At 38.6% G+C, this 20117-nt stretch carries 16 protein-coding genes and 1 pseudogene; 4 read left to right on the top strand and 13 right to left on the bottom strand.

Annotated features, from left to right (window positions below; translation table 11 throughout):
* Positions 1–250 precede the first annotated feature (250 nt).
* Together FW754_RS03015 and FW754_RS03010 are read left to right on the top strand one after the other, a co-directional pair.
* Positions 251–1060, top strand: a complete 810-nt coding sequence (locus FW754_RS03015) for an undecaprenyl-diphosphate phosphatase (protein ID WP_446323882.1) — start codon at positions 251–253, stop codon at positions 1058–1060.
* A 71-nt stretch (positions 1061–1131) separates the two neighbouring features.
* Positions 1132–1732: pseudogene (locus tag FW754_RS03010) on the top strand (IS1 family transposase).
* A 206-nt stretch (positions 1733–1938) separates the two neighbouring features.
* Here the strand turns inward: FW754_RS03010 and FW754_RS03005 are convergent.
* The 13 genes from FW754_RS03005 to FW754_RS02945 form a co-directional block, all read right to left on the bottom strand.
* The gene (locus FW754_RS03005; protein ID WP_409511706.1) at positions 1939–2586 is read right to left on the bottom strand and encodes an ATP-binding cassette domain-containing protein; all 648 of its coding nucleotides are present in this window, start codon (positions 2584–2586) and stop codon (positions 1939–1941) included.
* 4 nt (positions 2587–2590) lie between these two features.
* Entirely contained in the window at positions 2591–3274 is a 684-nt protein-coding gene (modB, locus tag FW754_RS03000; protein WP_419345984.1) for a molybdate ABC transporter permease subunit, read from the bottom strand.
* Between the two features lie 46 nt (positions 3275–3320).
* Complete coding sequence (gene modA / locus FW754_RS02995; protein ID WP_446323826.1) at positions 3321–4079, bottom strand: molybdate ABC transporter substrate-binding protein; 759 nt, start codon at positions 4077–4079, stop codon at positions 3321–3323.
* A gap of 50 nt (positions 4080–4129) precedes the next feature.
* On the bottom strand, positions 4130–5431 hold the full coding sequence (locus tag FW754_RS02990) for a molybdopterin molybdotransferase MoeA (RefSeq protein ID WP_446323825.1): 1302 nt from the start codon (positions 5429–5431) through the stop codon (positions 4130–4132).
* On the bottom strand, positions 5428–6351 hold the full coding sequence (moaCB, locus tag FW754_RS02985) for a bifunctional molybdenum cofactor biosynthesis protein MoaC/MoaB (protein ID WP_446323824.1): 924 nt from the start codon (positions 6349–6351) through the stop codon (positions 5428–5430). The genes FW754_RS02990 and moaCB overlap by 4 nt, the downstream gene beginning before the upstream one ends.
* 96 nt (positions 6352–6447) lie before the next feature.
* Positions 6448–6966 carry a molybdenum cofactor biosynthesis protein MoaE gene (locus FW754_RS02980; RefSeq protein WP_446323823.1) on the bottom strand — a complete coding sequence of 173 codons (519 nt, stop codon included), beginning with the start codon at positions 6964–6966 and terminating at the stop codon, positions 6448–6450.
* A 2-nt stretch (positions 6967–6968) separates the two neighbouring features.
* Entirely contained in the window at positions 6969–7220 is a 252-nt protein-coding gene (locus FW754_RS02975; protein WP_409511700.1) for a MoaD/ThiS family protein, read from the bottom strand.
* 2 nt (positions 7221–7222) lie between these two features.
* Positions 7223–8335, bottom strand: a complete 1113-nt coding sequence (moaA, locus tag FW754_RS02970) for a GTP 3',8-cyclase MoaA (protein WP_446323822.1) — start codon at positions 8333–8335, stop codon at positions 7223–7225.
* Positions 8336–8481: 146 nt separating this feature from the next.
* Positions 8482–9162 carry an NTP transferase domain-containing protein gene (locus tag FW754_RS02965; RefSeq protein WP_446323821.1) on the bottom strand — a complete coding sequence of 227 codons (681 nt, stop codon included), beginning with the start codon at positions 9160–9162 and terminating at the stop codon, positions 8482–8484.
* 47 nt (positions 9163–9209) lie between these two features.
* The gene (locus FW754_RS02960; RefSeq protein ID WP_446323820.1) at positions 9210–12002 is read right to left on the bottom strand and encodes a molybdopterin-dependent oxidoreductase; all 2793 of its coding nucleotides are present in this window, start codon (positions 12000–12002) and stop codon (positions 9210–9212) included.
* A gap of 273 nt (positions 12003–12275) precedes the next feature.
* A complete protein-coding gene (gene nirD / locus FW754_RS02955) occupies positions 12276–13910 on the bottom strand; it encodes a nitrite reductase small subunit NirD (protein ID WP_446323819.1) in 1635 nt (544 codons plus the stop codon).
* 50 nt (positions 13911–13960) lie between these two features.
* The gene (gene nirB, locus FW754_RS02950; protein ID WP_446323818.1) at positions 13961–16507 is read right to left on the bottom strand and encodes a nitrite reductase large subunit NirB; all 2547 of its coding nucleotides are present in this window, start codon (positions 16505–16507) and stop codon (positions 13961–13963) included.
* Positions 16508–16542: 35 nt separating this feature from the next.
* Complete coding sequence (locus FW754_RS02945) at positions 16543–17922, bottom strand: MFS transporter (RefSeq protein ID WP_446323817.1); 1380 nt, start codon at positions 17920–17922, stop codon at positions 16543–16545.
* A gap of 522 nt (positions 17923–18444) precedes the next feature.
* Between FW754_RS02945 and FW754_RS02940 the strand changes: the two genes are divergently transcribed.
* Positions 18445–19032, top strand: a complete 588-nt coding sequence (locus FW754_RS02940; protein ID WP_446323816.1) for an ANTAR domain-containing response regulator — start codon at positions 18445–18447, stop codon at positions 19030–19032.
* Between the two features lie 3 nt (positions 19033–19035).
* Positions 19036–20034 (top strand): ABC transporter substrate-binding protein, encoded by a 999-nt coding sequence (locus FW754_RS02935; RefSeq protein ID WP_446323815.1) that lies wholly within the window; start codon positions 19036–19038, stop codon positions 20032–20034.
* Positions 20035–20117 lie beyond the last annotated feature (83 nt).

Genomic DNA, 20117 nt, shown 5'->3' with positions numbered 1-20117 from the left:
TTTAAGTGTTTGTACGAGGCACATTTGGGAATGCTGTACTTTTTGATGCGCTATGAATGTAGCACTCATCTTTTTCATCCTAAACTTTGGGATATTCCACGATTTAGTATGAGAAAAGTATGCGTAAACTCTCTATTCACGAAACAGTATAAGACGTAAAAATTACGTAAAAATTTGTCTTTTACCATTTATAAATCATGTGAAATACCTTACAACAGATGCCTATTTTTATGACGTTGTTCGTTTACTTATGGAAAATTTTGAACTGCTTAAAGCCTTGTTTTTAGGGCTTATTGAAGGGTTAACCGAGTTTTTACCGATTTCAAGTACAGGACATTTAATTTTATTTGGGCATCTAATTGATTTTCATTCAGATACAGGACGTGTTTTTGAAGTTGTCATTCAGCTTGGTGCTATTCTTGCTGTGTGCTGGCTCTACCGTCAAAAAATTATCAATTTAGTCAAAGGCTTTTTCTCGGGTGATGTACATGCCCGACGCTTTGCCATCAATGTATTTATCGCTTTTCTTCCCGCTGTGGTTATTGGCGTTTTAGCAGTCGACTTTATTAAGCAAATCTTGTTTAGCCCACTGGTGGTCGCCTTTGCTTTAATTATTGGTGGTTTTATTATTTTTGCGGTAGAAGGTAGAAAGTTTGAACCCAAGACAATAGAAGCAACGGACATTAACTTGAAACAAGCTATTTTGATTGGCTTTGCACAATGCCTTGCGATGATTCCAGGTACATCTCGTTCAGGTGCAACCATTATTGGTGGTATGTTATCGGGTTTATCACGTAAAGCGGCTACGGAGTTTTCGTTTTTCCTTGCCATGCCAACCATGCTTGGGGCGGCAACTTATGATCTTATACGCAACGCAAATGTATTAACTACAGACAATATGATGAATATTGCAGTCGGTTTTATCGCTGCATTTATAGCGGCATTATTTGTGGTCAAAGCTTTGGTTAAATTTGTAGAAAAACATACATTAAGAGTATTTGCTTGGTATCGGATTATATTGGGTATACTCATACTAATCCTATTACACTCCCTCCAATAATCTAAGGAAGAAAAAATTGGTGTTACTCTAAATTGTATGTTGTGAATAATGAGAAGCACTGAAAGACCTATATAAAGAAGAATGGTATCAAACACGATGATAAGCAGAATTACCGTTGTAAAGGATGTAAATTGACTTTACTTATGCTTGCCTAATGTTGCGAAATTCGGGATATTTCAAAGATCATAAAGGTTAGTATTGGGAATATCCTGAAAACGTTAACAGAGTCAAATGATGAGCTTACTCCAAAGCAATCACACTATAAAGATTTAGAAGTAGATGAATTTTGGACGTTTGTTAGTAATAAGAAAAGTAAGCGTTGGTTGCCGTATGCCTTTGAAAGAAGCAGCGTAGAAATGGTAGCTTTTGTATGTGGCGATAGAAACACCATTACAGCACAAAAGTTAAAGGATCGAATTGAAAACTTAAATATTACTTATCTTTATTGCTAGTGACCGTTGGAAACGTATTATTAAAGCCTTTAAGTTCACTTTGCTAGGGAAGTTTCATACAATTTAAATATGTTTACTTCCCAACCTATTTGTCGTGTAAGGCATTGAATAAAATAAGTTGTTAGAAAAACCTAAAACCTATTGTTTTTCAAAAAAGCTTGAAAATCATTTTAGAACCTTCGATTTAACCTTCTTTTATATCAATAATGGATTTATTTAATGCCAGCATACTTTTTGAAACACCATCCAAAATTGTATATGGAGTAGAAACACGGGCAATAAAAAAAAAATTATAAATAGAATAGTTTTAATTAAAATTAAACGAAAACCGTAGAGCTTTTAAATATCCACCATCTAGAGTTTCCAATGTGTAACTCTGCTGTTAATTCATCACACATATCAAAGACCACTTGTCTATGATGAAAATTAATAAGTTGCAGACATTAATTTTCCTTGTTCTAACATCAATATTTCAGCGTGTAAAAATACTAACTCATCTACATGGTGCGTCACATAAATCATCGGCAAATCAATCTCCTCTTTTAATCTTTTGAAGAATGGTAAAATTTGCTGTTTTAGTTGATGATCAAACCCTGTCAGTGGTTCATCAAGCAGTAATAAATGGGGTGAAGACAACAGGGCACGGCCAATTGATACCCGTTGTGCTTCTCCACCAGAAAGCTGATGTGCTTTACGATGAATTAAAGGCATTAATTCGAGTAAATCAACAATCTCATTAAAATGAAATTTGGGATTTTCTTGATTAACCTGTTTTACTGCATACATTAAATTTTGCTGTACATTCATGTGCGGGAACAATAGTGCATTTTGAAAAATCATCGCAATTTTTCGTTGATGCATGGGCACATGAATGTTTTTCTGCTGGTCAAATAAAACCTGTTGATTAAACTGAATAGAGCCCTGTGTTGGATGTAATAAACCGACAAGATTTTTTAAAAATGTACTTTTTCCACTACCCGATGCACCGACGATGCCCAATAGTTGATCTTGCATTTCAAGCTGAATATTTAACTTAAAATCTGCCCTCTGATATTGAAAATCGCAACGTAGCATACGCTTATCCCATTAATTTACTTTGATATTTCTGTAAGATAAAGTAATTGGCTATCAGTGCAGAAAAGGCAAGAATTAAAGAAAGAGTGACCAAACGCATCGCCATCTGTTCACCATCAGGTTGTTGTAAAAAGGAATAAATAGCGATGGGTATCGTCCTAGTTTCATCAGGGATATTGCCAACAAATGTCATGGTTGCACCAAACTCGCCTAGACTACGGCTAAAACATAAAATACTACCAATCAAAATCCCTGGCAGTGCCAAAGGCAAATTAATACTGAAAAAAACTTTGATTGGACTTGCTCCTAAAGAGCCTGCAATGTGTTCAAGTTGTTGATTCATCATTTGAAAAGACAGTCTGATGGGCTGCACCATTAAAGGAAAAGCCACAATCATGGAGGCCAATACTGCTCCTTTCCAATTAAATGCCAATTCAATACCCATTTGATGTAAATATTGTCCAATCCAACCTTTATTGCCAAATAAGATCAAAAGTAAATAACCTAAAACCACAGGTGGCAATACCATGGGTAATTGTAAAATCGCCTCAACTAAAAATTTAAGTCTGAATTCATAACGTGCTAAACACCACGCCAATGCAATCGCAAAGGGAATACAAAACAGTGTTGCAAAGCAGGCAACTTTTGCCGAAAGGTAGAGTGCACTTAGTTCTTCAGGGCTTAGCATCTTACATCCCTCTCACTCTTTGCCTATTTTATTAATTTTTTTGATCTTATTGGTTAATGCTAAAACCATATTTTTTAAAGATAATTTTAGCTTGTGGGCTGCTTTTTACAAATTTTTCAAACTGTACAGCATCCCCATTCTTTTCACCCTGTTTGGTTAAAGCCAAAGGATAAAGAATCGGATGATGTGAGTTTTCAGGGAACGTCCCAATCACTTTTACCTTTTTGCTGATGAGTGCATCAGTTTTATAAACAATACCAACATCACATTCACCACGTTCTACAAATGCTAAAGCAGAACGAACATCATCTGTACCGACAATTCTCCCTTTCAAACTGTCGAGCCAATTGAGTTTGATTAAACTTTGTTTGGCATATTTACCCGCAGGAACAGATTCCATTTGTCCTGTACACACATGTCCTTTAAAGGATTGTGCAAAATTAAAATTGGGTTGTGCTTTAAATGCAATATTTAATTTTTTTGGGCTAATCAGAACCAATTGATTTGACAATAAAGCTTTGCTTTTATTTTCAGTAATCATTTGTTTTCTAATTAAATAATTCATCCAATCGACATCCGCAGAAAAGAAAAGATCACTTTTTGCCCCCGCTTCAATCTGTTTAGCCAATGCGGATGATGCACCGAAAACAGGTACAATATCGGTCTGAGGATGTTGCTTTTTATAAACTACAGCAATATCTGAAATTACATTGGTCAAACTCGCAGCGGCATATACCTTGACAGTTTCAGCTTGAGTTAAATTGCATAGACTGAATAATGCTACTCCAATCATTAAATTTTTCATGCGTTCTCCAATTACAAATTATTGATATTTAGCGTAATAAATGATTTAAATTAGATGAAAAATCCATCCACAATTTGCCCTGCATGTATTTTCTCCCTAGCAGGAATGCGAACCAAAGCATTGGCGTGCATCAAATTGCTCAACATATGTGATTGTTGATTGGACAAACTACTGACTTTTAATGTTACCTGAGCAAAACTGACGCTCATGCGTAAAATGCGTTCTCGTGCATCGGCTTTTAAGTCGTGGGTCAATGTTGCTTTAAAACCATTGGGGATGTGTCGATGCCCCTGCAATGCATTTAAAATCGTTTGAGTATAAATGTGCATTCCAACATAGACCGCAGCAGGGTTTCCTGGTAAACCTAATAAAGAACAAACAGACCCATCTGTTCTGATAAATTCTGCAAACAACATCGGCTTGCCAGGTTTTTGTTTCACTTTCCAAAATATTTGCTGAAAACCTAAATCCAAAGCGACAGGTCGAATAAAATCATAGTCACCGACAGATACACCACCTGTGGTTAGGATCAGATCGTATTTTTGATTTAAATCACCTAATAAATTGTTTACGACCTCAGCCGTATCTGCGACATGAAAAATATCAACTTTTTGATTCTGTTGTTGAAACCATGCTTGAATAAGCGGTGCATTGGCATCAAAAATTTTCCCTGCTTCAAAATCTGAACTGCTTTTTGCGACTTCATCCCCTGTAATCACCACTGCGATTTTAGGATATTGATAGACTTGAACCTGTTGCACGCCTGCCATACTCAGTGAAGCAACGGCACCGACTGATAATTGTTGTCCTGCTTGTGCCAAAAGTTGCCCAACAGTAATTTCTTCACCTGCATCCCGAATATCGGCATGAATTTTTAAATGTTCTGTTATTTCGATGGATTCAGGATTAATAATTTGAATAATTTCCTGCCTTGCCACAGTCGTTGTTCCCTGTGGAATTTCAGCACCTGTGAAAATCCGTAGCGCCTGCCCAGCCTGTAAAGTTAATTCTGCGCTTTGCCCTGCACGAATTTCACCGATTAATGTAAATTGGCTATTCGCTTGTATAACATCTTCTAAATGAGTTTCTAAAGGATCAGCTGAATTAAGCGCATAGCCATCGACAGCACTTTGTGAAAATAAAGGTAACTGTATAGTTGAAAAAATATCTTCGGCTAAATAACGGTTTAAGGCAGTATTCAATGCAAGTGTTTCAGTACCTAAAGGTTGTATTTTTTCCAAAATCAAAGCTAAAGCCTGATCAATCGAAATCAGTCCTGATTCCGTTCCACAGCTAGAATGTGTGGCAGACTCTGCTTGAAACGAAATTATTTCATTGATGCTTTCACTCATTCATAACCACCTTGATGTGGAATATTTTTTTGCACATCAAATAAATGAACCAACGCAGGTAAAATTGCGATTAAGGACTCTTTGGCGCCCTGACGACTTCCCGGCAAAGTAATCACTAAACTGTTATCAATATAACCTGCAACTCCGCGACTGAGTGCAGCATAAGGCGTGCGTTTCTGTCCAAAACTACGAGAAGCTTCCATTAAACCGGGAATTTCACGCTTCAATAAGGGTTGAATAGTTTCCACGGTTAAATCTTTTGGCCCTAAACCAGTACCACCCACAGTTAAAATTAGCGGATATTGATTTTTTTGCTGTTCAATTAAAGCCAATAATTGTTCATGGCTATCTGCAATCACTTGATAGCTGATATTGCTAAAATTCGCTTCCTGTAAAATTTCCAAAACATTTTGTCCTGCGGTATCGGTTTTTTTACCCGCAGCGACTGTATCTGACAGCACAATCACCGATGCAGATAACGCCTCTTTCAGCGCACGGGTAAAATGCGACTTACCGCCTTTTTTCTTGTCTAATTTGCACTGATCCAAACTTAAATCTTCAGGCTCACAATGTGGTTTCAGCATGTCATAGAGAGTTAGACCTGCAAGGCTGACTGCTGTCAATGCCTCCATTTCTACGCCCGTTGGGCCAATCGTTTCAACAGTTGCAATAATTTTTACATGATTTTCAAATAGTTCGAAATCCACATCTGCACGATAAATTGGCAATGGATGACACAATGGAATCAGCTCATCGGTTCGTTTTGCCGCTAAAATGCCTGCTATACGTGCTGTTTTAAGCGCATCGCCTTTTTCGGTATTGCCATTGCGAAGCAATTCAATGCAATGTGGCGGTGCGTACAAAATACCCGATGCAATTGCAGTCCGATAGCTTTCCGCCTTCATACCTACATTTTTCATGACAATATCCTTCAGTGCTGATACAACTTTATAGGTTTAGAGCATTCACTTAAATCAGGGTTGAAGTGAATGCTGTTGATGTAATTCATCACTTTATTAATGTGCTGTATCATGACAATGTTCATGCATGTGACGATGACTATGTGAGTGATGCTGATCTAAACTTTGATCTAAATCCTGACGAATACAACAACCTTCCACATATTGACTTGTCCCATCACAGTAAAACTCTTCTTTCCACACGGGCACTTCATGTTTGACCCGTTCCACTGCTTCTTCACACGCCTGAAATGCTTCACGGCGATGCGCTGCATAGGCAATGGCAATAATCGCCGTTTCACCAATACCCAAAGCTCCAACTCTATGAACAACTCGTACATAAGACACGCCGTATTTTTGTTGAATATCCTGTTCAATTTGACGAATCATTTTTTCCGCAACAGGTGTATAAGCAGTATATTTTAATGCTTGAACAGCTTTACCTTCATGATGATTGCGCACCGTGCCAATAAATATACCAATGCCCCCACATTCAGGAAAATGTTGAATGCCATCAAAAATATCCTGTGAAAATGCGTGGGTTTGAATCCGTGCAAAATGTTTTAGAGCTTGCATAATCAACCTCCTGCAACAGGTGACAGCATGACAAGGGTACTATCATGATTGAGTAGCATTTGCCGTGACACAATATCTTCACCAATAGCGCAGGCACAGCGTTCTAGCATTTTTTGCGTATGCGGATATAACAGTTCCACTTGTGCTAAAACATCTGCAATGCAGCTTGAAGCATCACACTGTAGGATTAAATCACTCGGTAATTGCCGTTCAATTGCACCAAAGGCTTCAATTTTAACTAGAATATTTGACATCTTTAACCTCCAAGCATATGCATACTGATTTTTCGGGATGTCTGCTGTACTGTTCGGGCTTGAATAGCATCATACCCTTGTTCTTTTTTCCAAATATAAGCACCAACTTTTTGCAATAATGCTAACTTATCAGGGTTCTTTTCAGGCATTTTTTCAACGGTTGATAAAGCAACTTGTCGTGAAGCTAACAATAGCGCTTTAATTTCTGTTTTCAGTGCTAAGCCTTTTGGCGCAAACAAACAGTTATACAATTCGCCTTGTGCCGTTAAACGAATACGATCACAATCACCGCAAAATGAATGACTGATAGTGGAAATAATACCAATCGTATGTTTTTTGATAAGATGACTGACGCCTAAATGACTGTTGATTAAATATTGCCGTGCAGGATTGGCTCGAAATTTATCCGATGGTTGTACCTGAATTTGTACATCAAATTCAGTCGCCAATATCGCTAGAATCTGTTGCTCACTCACCACATCCGCAACCGACCATTTTTGATCACCATCAAGTGGCATAAACTCAATAAAACGTAGCACAATATCCTGCTGAATCGACCATTTTGCCAAAGGTAAAATCTGATTATCATTCAGACCTTGCATTAAAACCGTATTAATTTTAATCGGCAATCCAACTTCTAGTGCCGCAGAAATCCCTGCCAATACAGGTGCCAACTCTTTTTGGGTCAGTTGCTTAAATTGTTCTGCATCCAAACTATCCAAACTTATATTCAGATCATCCAAACCTGCATTCTTCAGTGCTTCAGCATATTTTTTTAAATAATGCGCATTGGTGGTCATCGAAATACGTTTTAGACCGATTTTTTTGAGTTGTTGTAATTGTTCAATAAAATGTACCACTCCTTGGCGCATTAAAGGTTCACCACCTGTAATGCGAATATGTTCGATACCTTGTTGCACCATAAAATGGCAAAATTGATAAAGTTCTTCAAAACTGAGTAAATCGTGTTTTTTTACCCACTCAGGATGTTCAGGCATACAATAGGCACATTTAAAATTACAGCGATCAGTCACTGAAATTCTGAGTTTGCGCTTTTGACGACCAAATTGATCAGCAAATACAGCTTGTGTTTCCAATGGCATCATCGCATTCATTCTGAGCACTCACCTCTTTGGGTATTTAAATTTTGCACTCTATTTATGCTTCAACTTAAAAAGGCCCAATCCATCCTGATGACTTATTGTTATGAGAGGTAGCAATAAGTGTTCCAACTTTATGCCAAAGTAGCAATTTGCCTGAATTAATGGAGGAATTTCAGTTGTTGATATTGTTGCAACTCATCCAATGAATTAATACTGTGGAAAAAGAGTGCATGATTTTTAAAACATGCCACCTGAGCGTGCAAAGATTCAAAACATTGCTTTAAACTGCGCTGTTTTTGCTCAAGCTGTGCCACTAATGTGGGAAAACTGCTGCGCTTTAACAAACAAAATGGATATAAAGCAGTTTGATTAATTTCCACATAAGCCACTTCTGCCTTCGGATTTTTAGCCAAAGTCTGATGCAACATTGCCACGATATTGGACGGAATATAAGTTACATCACAAGGTACAAACAGCACATAATCAGATTGCACATGCGACCATGCACTTTTCATTCCCATCAAAGGGCCTAAAAAGCCACGTTCATCATCCTGATAACAATGCAAACTCGGAATAATTTTCTGATAAATTGAATCATCACGATGGCTGTTAATCCACACAGTCGTTACAGTAGATTTAAGTTGTTGATGGATTTTAATGAGTTGAATTTGATCATCAAATTTCTGCAAAAGTTTATTCATGCCATTCATACGCCGAGCCTGACCACCTGCAAGAATGACCAAATCAGTGGCAGGATAATCCACCTTCAAACTCACTTTCCAATAGATTCTTTTTACTGTGTTACGCAAGTCTATTTTTTTAAATTTGTCTTCTTTCATAGCCTTTATATTCATTGATTTTAGATTAAACGCCTTTATTTTCATGTTCATAACAGTGCCTCCATCTGACAAATTTTAATCAAACCACGAATTTCAGGTAGACATGAACCACAATTTCCACCCGCTTTTAAACACGCTGTGACTTGTTTTTCATCGGTGATATTTTTGGCTTTGATGGTTTCAATCATGCGGTTTTTCCCGACTTTAAAACAACTACAAACTAAAGCCCCCTCACTGTTCCCCATTGACATCGGTTGCCCTGCAAGTAAGGCTTTACGATGCATCGCACTCAAGCGTTCCCGCTTAAACAAACTTGCAACCCAATCCCGATCAGGCAATAAAGCTTTAGGTGCAATATATAAACTTGCAATTAAAATGCCATTTCTAAGCACAATGTTATGATTGATATATGCCGATGGATCTTCTACATTCAGCCACTCAAAACTTTCATCCTCAAAAGCTAAAAGTTCTTTGAGTTTTTCAGTGGTCGCAGACATTTTTCGACGATCTGCCAACTCATAACGGGTGGCTTTTGCTGTGGTAATTTTGGTCCACCACACCATTTTATCCACTGCATTTTTTGTATAATGTTCAAAACCTTGACGAACATATAACACGCCTTGCCACTGCGTATAAAAAGGCTGAATCATGACAGGTGTATGTTTAAATTCAGGCTCGCCCGAAATTGCATCCACCACAGGATTGACCACTTTACCAATTCTCGCATCGGATGCTGTTTTTTCTGTCCAATGGATAGGGGCAAAAACCTGACCACGGCGGATTTTATCGCTTAGCACGACACGTAAGACACAACTTCCCCATGCTGACTTCACTTCAACCAATTCAGTATCTTTTAGACCAAATTTCAAAGCATCTTGAGGATGAACCTCGCAATAGGGTTCAGCTTTATGGGTACTCAAGTTGGCAGAAAGACCTGTACGAGTCATGGTATGCCACTGATCACGAATTCGACCTGTATTTAAAATCAAGGGGTATTCACTGTCGGTTTGATGTACAGGATTAACGACGGATGTGGCAATAAATTTGGCTTTCCCATCGGTATGGCTGAAATGACCATCGGCATACAAACGCACCACAGCATCTTCTTTTTGTTCGCTTGACCATACAGGCCATTGAATCGGTGCTAAATTTTGATAATCGGTAATGCTTAAATCGGTTAAACCACTTAAATTAAAATAACGGAAAATAGAATCATCTGTTCGATCTATAGGTTGTACATTTTGATAGGCAGATAATTGCGCATGTTCTGTAAAAATCTCATGACTATTGGCAAATTCAAACCCATCAAAACCCATCTTTTTTGCGACTTGCGAAATTGACCACCAATCGGCTTTACATTGTTCAGGTACGGCTAAAAAAGCATTCTGACGGGAAATCCGTCGCTCCGAATTAGTGACGGTTCCTTCTTTTTCACCCCATGCAAGCGCAGGTAAAAGTACATCAGCGTACTGTGTAGTATCTGTATCATGACAAATATCAGACACCACTACGAATTCACATTTTTCCAAAGCACGTTTAACCTGATCAGCATTGGGTAAACTCACCACGGGATTGGTCGCCATAATCCAAATGGCTTTGACTTGCCCACTTTCTACAGCTTCAAATAGATCAACAGCTTTTAAACCTGATTTTTGCGCAATATGTGGGCTTTTCCAAAATTCCTGTACCAATTTTTGATGTTGAGAATTTTCAATTTCCATATGTGCTGCCAACATATTAGCTAGTCCACCGACTTCACGCCCACCCATCGCATTCGGCTGTCCTGTCATAGAAAATGGCGCAGCACCAAGTTTGCCAATTTTGCCAGTTAACAGATGACAGTTGATAATACTGTTGGCTTTATTCACCCCTTGTGAAGATTGATTAACCCCCATCGAAAATAAACTCATAACTTTTTCAGTATGAGTAAACTTTTGATAAAACAATTCTAATTTCTCGAGAGAGATTCCTGTTTTTTGTGCCACATCGTAAATGGAGGATTCACTGTGGCTACTGTCCAAAGCCACTGTTAAGCATTCAGTATGTGCTGTAACGAAATCAGTATCGACTGCGCCATTTTGATGCAAATATTGCAATAGACCATTAAACAGTGCGACATCCTGTCCGGGTAAAATTGGTAGATGTAAGTCTGCGGCTTCACAGGTTGCCGTAAAACGTGGGTCTATGACCACCACGAATAAATCTCGCTCTTCTTTGGCTTTCATAATCCGTTGATATAAAACAGGATGACACCATGCGGTATTTGAGCCAACCAAAACCACCATATTGGTATGTTCAAAATCTTCATAACTTGCAGGAACAATATCTTCACCAAAAGCCCGTTTATGCGCTGCTACGGCGGAAGACATGCACAGTCGTGAATTGGTGTCGATATTAGCTGTACCCAAATAACCTTTCACAAATTTATTGACGACATAATAATCTTCAGTCAGCAATTGCCCCGACACATAAAAAGCAACACTTTCACGCCCATACTGATCAATACAATGTTGAAATTGCTCTGCAATTTTTGTTGTGACCGTACCCCAATCACTTATTTTACGTTGTGCCTTACGTCCAAGCATCGGCTGTAAAACACGACTTTCCAAACCAAGCGTATCGGCTAAATTACTGCCTTTAATACACAATTTTCCAAAATTGGCAGGATGATGAATATTTCCTGTGATCGTTACTTTTTGCCCCAAAGTTCCCGTTTGTACCTTAGCCGTCACGCCACAACCCACACCACAGTATGGGCACGTAGAATCTGTAGTTTTAATATTATTGTCTGTATGACTTTCTGTGGAGCCATGCAGTTCCATCATAGGGATACTCTTCATTTCCTGCTGTGCTCCTTATTCCCAATCAAACTTATTTGGGCGTTGCTTTCATTTTCTAGAATCAACCCAAATATCTAAATTCACGATGATATAAACTATCGTATAGTGGCATGGATGCCATCGTTGGACGGGGGTACAGGGCGTACTCCTCGCACAACAAAGGATTTTTGTCACTTTTGATCTCTCAAAAGTGAGGCTACACCTACGCAAATAAAATTTAACTTAAAATGAAAATATGAGGTCGTGGCTTCTATTTTCCTGATAAATAATGAATCACCCTGCTTGTTTTAATGCAAAATCTCGACCAAACAGTAATTTATTGCGAATACTTGAAATTGAGCTTTGATCTGCAATCAATTCTGCATACCAAGCACCGTCTTCAGTGTCACCAAACAACACAGCACCAATCATTTTGTCTTTTTGAATAATGATGCGTTTGTAAATCTGACGTTTTTCATCATTCAGGATGATGTCTTCATAATCTTCGGCTGATTCACTATTTTCTAAATCAATTCGACCTGCGGAAAACACATCACAGCCACTGACTTTTAACTGCGTGGGTACGGTTGGCGCTTTAAAAGTTAAACTGCCATGCTCTGCCAAATGAGTCGCACAAATAAAAGCTTGCCCCCACAATGGCTCAACTAATCCAAAAGTTTGATTACGATGTTCAATACATTCACCGACCGCATAAATACTTGGATCAAAAGTCTGCATGGTGTCATTTACCATCACACCACGATTGCAACGCAAGCCTGCACTTTGTGCCAAAGTAATGTTAGGGCGGATACCAACAGCAAATACGACTAAATCTGCATCGAGGATTGTGCCATCTTTCAGTTTAATCTGACTAACATGCCCATCCTGACCAATCAATTCTTGGGTATTGGCTTCGGTGATGATGGAAATACCTTTCGCTTCAATACTGTGACGCAACATTACACTTGCTCTACTGTCAAGCTGACGCTCCATAATTCGATCCATCAAATGCAATACGGTGACATTCATTCCTCGTTGCTTTAAGCCATAGGCTGCTTCAAGCCCTAACAATCCACCACCAATCACCACCGCATTTTTTTTGTTTTTGCAATAATCAAGCATGATATTCACAGCGTAAATATCACGAAAGCTAATCACGCCTGTTAAATCTGCACCTGAAATAGGCGGAATAAAGGGTTTTGAACCTGTAGCTAAAATCAAACGGTCATAATCTACTACCTGACCTTTTTGGGTATAGACTTTCTTCCGTGGACGATCAATTTTCACAGCAGGATCATCAGCAATAAAATTGATATTTTTCGACTGATACCATGAATGTGGATGCAACATAATATCTTCAATGGTTTTTTCACCTGACAAAACAGGCGACAACATAATGCGGTTATAGTTACCCCATGGCTCTTCACCAATCACGGTAATATCATAGCGGTCAGGTGCCATATCCAATAAATCTTCCAAGCAACGCATACCTGCCAAACCATTACCAACCAAAACAAGTTTGGTTTTTTCCTGTGAAGATGAATTGTTGGTAATATAAGTTTTTTGTGCTATCGGGCAGACAAAAACACAACCATTTTCAATCTTGCTTGGAAAAACCAAGAGTTTTTGTTCTTTATCTTCTAAGCAACGCCCGGTCGCAAGGCTGAAATGTTGTTTATAAATAGGGGATGCGACCACACGTTCGCCCTGTAGATCCCCAACAATCCCCCGTGACATCACAAAAGCCTGACTAAATGGATCTTGATTGCTTAAGGCATAGACCCGTTTTTCATTCCCGACACGGAACAATGCAATTTGTTGTTGATGGATGATTGCACCCACACCTGTATTTGGCATGATATCGGCAAGTTTACACACTTCAACCCATTCCATCTCATCAGTTGTATTAACGCTTTTTAAAATAGTCATGCAAATTCTCCTTGATCTTATTCAGTGCAAATACTTAAACTTTCAACCGCTTAAGCTTCAACCATCACAATACGACTCACATCACGTTCTGCTGTGGTTATTGGACGGATTTGCCCACGTTCAGAGGCAAACTGAATATGTGGATCATTTTGTTGTTCAGCTTTTGCATTAATAAAGGTAATAAAGCGTTTACGTACTTCAGGGTCTTCAATCGCAGTACGCCATTCATCCTGATAAGTGCCAACCACGTGCGACATACGGCGTTCCAATTCATCCGCTATGTCTAAAGAATCATCAATCACGACGGCTTTTAGATAATCCAAGCCCCCTTCCATGTTGTCACGCCATACTGAAGTTCGTTGTAAACGGTCTGCTGTTTGCACATAGAACATAAAGAAACGGTCGATATAGCGAATTAAAGTTTCTGTATCCAAGTCGGAAGCCAGTAATTCTGCATGACGAGGTTTCATTCCACCATTACCACAGACGTATAAATTCCAACCTCGTTCTGTAGCAATCACACCGACATCTTTACTTTGTGCTTCAGCACACTCACGGGTACAGCCTGAAACCGCCATTTTAAGTTTATGCGGTGAGCGTAAGCCCTTATAGCGATTCTCTAAAAAGATCGCTAAGCCCATAGAATCATCTACACCATAACGACACCATGTACGACCCACGCAAGATTTAACAGTACGTAGTGATTTACCGTAGGCATGACCTGATTCAAAGCCTGCATTGATGAGTTTTTCCCAAATATCAGGCAATTGATGCACTTGCGCCCCAAATAAATCAATGCGTTGCCCACCTGTGATTTTGGTATACAAGCCATAATCTTTCGCCACTTGCCCAATGGTAATTAATCCTTCGGGGGTAATTTCACCTCCAGCAATTCGTGGCACAACCGAATAAGAACCATCCTTTTGAATATTGCCCAAGTAATAATCATTACTGTCCTGTAGACCTGCATGAGTGGGTTTTAAAACAAAATCGTTCCAACAAGATGCTAAAATATTCGCGACTGTTGGTTTACAAATATCACAACCTAAACCATGCCCATGTTGATGGATTAAATCATCAAAGGTTTTAATTTCATTGACTCGCACCAAGTGATACAGCTCTTGACGTGAATAGGCAAAATGCTCACATAGATGATTATTAACCGTCACCCCCTGACGCTGTAATTCAGATTTTAAAACCTGTGTTACCAAGGCTGAACAACCGCCACATGCCGTTGCGGCTTTAGTGCATTTTTTTAGTGCACCCAATGAGGTGGAACCCTCTGCAATTGCCGAACAAATATCTGCTTTAGACACATTATTACATGAACAAATCGTTGCACTGTCGGGCAGTAAATCAACACCACTGCCCCCACTTTTAGATGGTGCATTGGCATAACCCGGCATAATCAAACTTTCAGGACTTTCAGGAACTGCTAAACCATTCAACATCATTTGCAAAAGATCGTTGTATTCTTTGGCACAACCAACCAATACAGCACCCAAAAGTTTAGTTTTTTCTGCATTCACCACGATTTTTTTATAAATCATGGCATCTTCATCTGCATAAAAATAACTGAGTGCATTCGGTGTCAGGGCGTGTGCATCACCAACTGATGCCACATCAACACCCATTAGTTTCAGCTTGGTGCTCATGTCTGAACCTAAAAATGCAGTACTTGTTTGTGACATCACATGCTTGGCTACAATACGTGCCATTTCATAGCCAGGTGCAACTAAACCATAAATTTTATTTTGCCATAATGCACATTCACCAATGGCGTAAATGTCTTCATCTGAGGTTTGGCAATAATCATTAATACTAATTCCGCCACGCTCACCCATCTTCAAACCACTTTGACGCGCCAATTCATCACGTGGGCGAATGCCTGCGGAGAAGAGAATGATGTCTGTTTCAAGCTCCGAACCATCACCAAACTTCATCACATGTGTGGTTGATGTACCCTCTTCAATGGATGATGTTGCTTTTTGGGTATGGACTTTCACGCCTAAATTTTCAATTTTTGAACGTAAAACTTTACCGCCCAAATCATCAATTTGTACCGCCATTAAACGGGGCGCAAATTCCACCACATGGGTGTCTAAATCTAAATCTCTTAATGCTTTGGCTGCTTCTAATCCAAGCAGACCACCACCGATGACCACACCTGTTTTAGCATTTAAACTTGCAGCACGAATGGCATCAAGGTCATCAATTGTACGATACACAAAGCAATTTTTACGTTCATTGCCCGGAATTGGTGGAACAAAAGCATAAGAACCTGTTGCTAGAATCAATTTATCATAAGCAATCACATCACCATGATTGGTCGTAATTCTTTTATTAATACGATCAATGGCAACCGCTTTGGTACTTAAATGCAAATCAATTCCATAAGCATCTGCAAAATCACTACGGCATAAGGTTAAATCTTTGACAGATTTTCCTGAGAAATATTCAGTTAAATGCACGCGGTCATAGGCTAAACGAGATTCTTCAGCAAGGATGGTGATTTCCACTTCATCGCCTGCATGCTCAAGCACCGATTCGATAAATTTGTGACCCACCATACCGTGACCAATCATGACTAATTTCATTTCAATTCTCCTCAAATTTTCTTATTTTTTTGCGATTAAGCTGCGTGATTTTGTTTAGTGCTTTGTGCAAGGGTTTGTTCAAGATCGTGGCGCTCAAGAACAGCGGCTTCAAACAATTTTTGTTCTTTTTCTTTATGTTCAACCGAAAAACGAATCATTAAGACACAACTTGCAGCGATCACCACCAAACCACCCAACACCATCAGTGTAGTTTGAATATCAAGCATACCTTTCAATAAGAAACCTGCTGCCACTGCTCCGACGTTCCCACCTGCACCAATAATGCCTGCCACACCACCTAGAGCATCACGATCTATGAAAGGTACCAGTGCATAAGTTGCACCACATGCCATGTGAGTGAATAAAGCAAATATTGTCATTGCGAGGACGGCAAAAACTGCAGTATTCATTTGAGAGAAGACCACCAAAAATACACCTTCCATCAAGATCATCAGGAAAAGTACTTTGGTACGACCATCCAAACCTTTTTTTGTTGCGACTTTATCTGAGACAATGCCACCTAAAGCACGAGCAAATAAAGCAAGTAAACCGAAAATTCCTGCTGCCAATCCTGCTTCTTTTAAACCAAACTGAAAATTATCGACGTAGTACAGCGCAATAATGTTATGAATAAAAATTTCAATACCAAAACATGCCGCATACGCCCCAAAGAGAATCCAAACGCGGTAGTTACGTGCAGCGTGCATTAAAATCGCAATGCCACCTTTTTTATCACTGCCGACTTGAATACCTTGTGCACGTAATTCTTTAAAATCGCCTTGTGGGCAATCTTGCGTAAATTTCCAATACATCACACCAACAATTAGCATCAATACGCCCGGCACAATCAGCGCAATTCTCCAACCCACTGCCTGTTCAACACCAAACATCACTAAAGCCGCTAACATTAAGGGCATTAAAGCCTGTGTCGCACCACCACCTGCATTTCCCCAACCTGCTGTGGTTGCATTTGCTGTTCCTACGACATTCGGTGCAAACATAATACTGGTGTGATATTGCGTGATCACAAAACTGGCACCAATTGCACCAATGAGTAAGCGAAAAAATAAGAAGGATTCATAACTGTTGGCAGATGCCACACCAAACACAGGAATACTGCCGATGATTAGTAGTGCGGTATAAGTTTTACGTGGGCCGTATTTGTCACAAAGTGGGCCAACAATCAGACGAACTAAAATGGTAATCGCAACTGCTGCAATATTAATATTGGCAATTTGATCTTTAGTCAGATGAAATTCACCTGCAATCACAGGCATGAGTGGTGCACAGGCAAACCACGCAAAGAAACAGACAAAAAAAGCGAGCCAACTCATGTGGAAGGCTCGCATCGCTGCGCTGTTAAAGTTTAAAAGACTTATTTTTGTAGCTTTCTTAGCATCTAAATTTGAAGACATAACCTTTTCCTACCTGAACTGAACGTGTGGGTTTTCTGTGATGCAGGCATTGCATCTCAGAGCGATCAGAGCGGACATCGTTGGCCGTCTTACAAATTTTTTATGAGAGTCGTCTTTGACTCGAAATGGATAATGCACTTAGTGTGCCAATGCTTTAAAATATATTTTAATCATTTGATTTTTATATATTTATTAATTTTTTATTTTCTTAAACGCTATTCTACAGTTATTCAATATACTTAAATTAAAATAATGAAGACTTTTAAAATGCTTTGTTAATGTTCATCTTGCGCTAATCAAGTGCATCATGATGATGCATACCCCATAAGCCATTATTTTTCATAACTTTATCTATTTATAAATTTTGTATAAAAATCTTTTTATTTAGGCTTTACATGATTGAAATATATAACGAATAATGTCTTTATCAAAAATAAATGTATAAGGTCATAAAAAATAGTATTACTGGCATCTTATTTGCTTATTTATCACTATAACTTTTTAAGTTTCAGCCATTTTCAAATGCCAAAACTAAAAATAGCCTTAATTGATGACGATTTGGATCGGGCGCAGTACATCAAAAAATCACTGATCGAACATGACTTCGAAGTCGTGGCATGCCTGATGATTGATCATTTAACTATGTTCGATCTGCAACAATTACATGCAGATGTAATTTTACTGGACATGGATCATCCACATCGAGACATCATTGAAAGCTGTGTCAGTCAATTTGATTTACCTACTGTCTTATTCACTAAGAATAGCCATAAAGATACAATTAAAAATGCTATAGATGCAGGAGTCACGGCATATATTGTGGATGGTATTGATCCAAGTAAACTGGAAAGTATTTTAGAAATTTCCATCGAACAATTTAAAAAACATAAAAAATTAATGACTGATCTTAAAGATACTAAAAATAAACTAGCTGACCGCAAAGATGTAGAAAAAGCTAAAGTTTTACTGATGCAATTGCATGGTTTAAAAGAAGAATATGCTTTTCAGCTATTGCGTAAGAATGCCATGAGCCACCGTATGACCATTGGTGAAATGGCTCGTCGGTTACTAGACGCTCAACAACTTTTACAAAATCAATTGAAGGATTAGATGATGACAGATTTAGAAAAAACTAAAATCCAAATTGGCTATATTCCTTTACTCGATTGCGTTGCAATACTTTGGGCAAAACAGCGTGGTTTTTTTGATGAACAAGGTCTAGACGTTAATTTAATCAAAGAAGCCTCTTGGGCGAGCCTAAGAGATCGTTTGGCTTTTGGTGTTTTAGATGTCGCTCATTGCCTCTCAGCCATGCTTCCTGCAGCAGCTTTAGGTGAGGATCAGCTCGGTATTCCGCTACAAACCAATTTGGTCTTGAGCCAAAATCGTGCTTTTATTTCACTCAGCCAAAAGCTTTGCCATCAACTCAATATTTCTCACCAAGATTCTGCTGAACAATCTGCTCAAAAAATTGTTCTCGCCCTACAAAATGGGCAGAAAATACGTTTGGCAAATGTATTTAAGCAATCTATACACCACTATTGTCTACGACAATGGCTCGCACTTGCAGATCATGAAACCGCCCAACAATGTAATCTTCTAACACTTCCCCCACCCTATATGGTCGAAGCCATTTCTAAAAACTTAATTGATGGTTTTTGTGTTGGAGAACCTTGGAACACTCAAGGAGAATTAGCAGGTATCAGCCAACCCGTCATTTCAAGTCAGGAAATTATCCCTGACATCGCAGATAAAGTTTTAGCTTTCACTCAAGACTGGGCCATACAATATCCCAATACGCTTAAAGCGATTACTCTAGCAATTGTTAAAGCTCAACAAGAGTTAAAAAATATGGTTAATTTTGATGAAGTCTGGGAGCTATTAATTAAATTTAATATTATTCAATTCCAATGCTCAGAAAGTCTTCATGTAGAGAAATATTATTCCATTCAAAATATCATTCGTCATTTAGTCAAAGACTCTACAACACCAAAAATAGATGATTTTTATTGGCTCATTGAACAAATGATCAAATGGGATAAAATTACACTAAAACCTGCTGATATAGCACGAATTGCTGAAAGTTGTTACTTTCCGTTATATAAAACATAAACTTTGAGCATTAAATACAACTTTGTTGCATAAAGCCTTTCAAACATAAAAATCCTCTAAGTCACTCAAATTTAACATGCAAC

It is taken from the genome of Acinetobacter sp. 1207_04, assembly GCF_052850415.1.
This window is presented reverse-complemented; position numbering and strand designations above follow the sequence as displayed.

Excerpts from the sequence above, each read along its gene's own strand:
- FW754_RS02980 (WP_446323823.1), bottom strand. The coding sequence starts at position 6,966 with ATGCAAGCTCTAAAACATTTTGCACGGATTCAAACCCACGCATTTTCA.
- moaA (WP_446323822.1), bottom strand. The coding sequence starts at position 8,335 with ATGAATGCGATGATGCCATTGGAAACACAAGCTGTATTTGCTGATCAA.
- FW754_RS02960 (WP_446323820.1), bottom strand. The coding sequence starts at position 12,002 with ATGAAGAGTATCCCTATGATGGAACTGCATGGCTCCACAGAAAGTCAT.
- FW754_RS02945 (WP_446323817.1), bottom strand. The coding sequence starts at position 17,922 with ATGTCTTCAAATTTAGATGCTAAGAAAGCTACAAAAATAAGTCTTTTA.
- FW754_RS02975 (WP_409511700.1), bottom strand. The coding sequence starts at position 7,220 with ATGTCAAATATTCTAGTTAAAATTGAAGCCTTTGGTGCAATTGAACGG.
- FW754_RS02990 (WP_446323825.1), bottom strand. The coding sequence starts at position 5,431 with ATGAGTGAAAGCATCAATGAAATAATTTCGTTTCAAGCAGAGTCTGCC.
- FW754_RS03015 (WP_446323882.1), top strand. The coding sequence starts at position 251 with ATGGAAAATTTTGAACTGCTTAAAGCCTTGTTTTTAGGGCTTATTGAA.
- FW754_RS02940 (WP_446323816.1), top strand. The coding sequence starts at position 18,445 with ATGCCAAAACTAAAAATAGCCTTAATTGATGACGATTTGGATCGGGCG.
- modA (WP_446323826.1), bottom strand. The coding sequence starts at position 4,079 with ATGAAAAATTTAATGATTGGAGTAGCATTATTCAGTCTATGCAATTTA.
- nirD (WP_446323819.1), bottom strand. The coding sequence starts at position 13,910 with ATGACTATTTTAAAAAGCGTTAATACAACTGATGAGATGGAATGGGTT.
- FW754_RS03005 (WP_409511706.1), bottom strand. The coding sequence starts at position 2,586 with ATGCTACGTTGCGATTTTCAATATCAGAGGGCAGATTTTAAGTTAAAT.
- FW754_RS02935 (WP_446323815.1), top strand. The coding sequence starts at position 19,036 with ATGACAGATTTAGAAAAAACTAAAATCCAAATTGGCTATATTCCTTTA.
- nirB (WP_446323818.1), bottom strand. The coding sequence starts at position 16,507 with ATGAAATTAGTCATGATTGGTCACGGTATGGTGGGTCACAAATTTATC.
- FW754_RS02965 (WP_446323821.1), bottom strand. The coding sequence starts at position 9,162 with ATGAAAGAAGACAAATTTAAAAAAATAGACTTGCGTAACACAGTAAAA.
- modB (WP_419345984.1), bottom strand. The coding sequence starts at position 3,274 with ATGCTAAGCCCTGAAGAACTAAGTGCACTCTACCTTTCGGCAAAAGTT.
- moaCB (WP_446323824.1), bottom strand. The coding sequence starts at position 6,351 with ATGAAAAATGTAGGTATGAAGGCGGAAAGCTATCGGACTGCAATTGCA.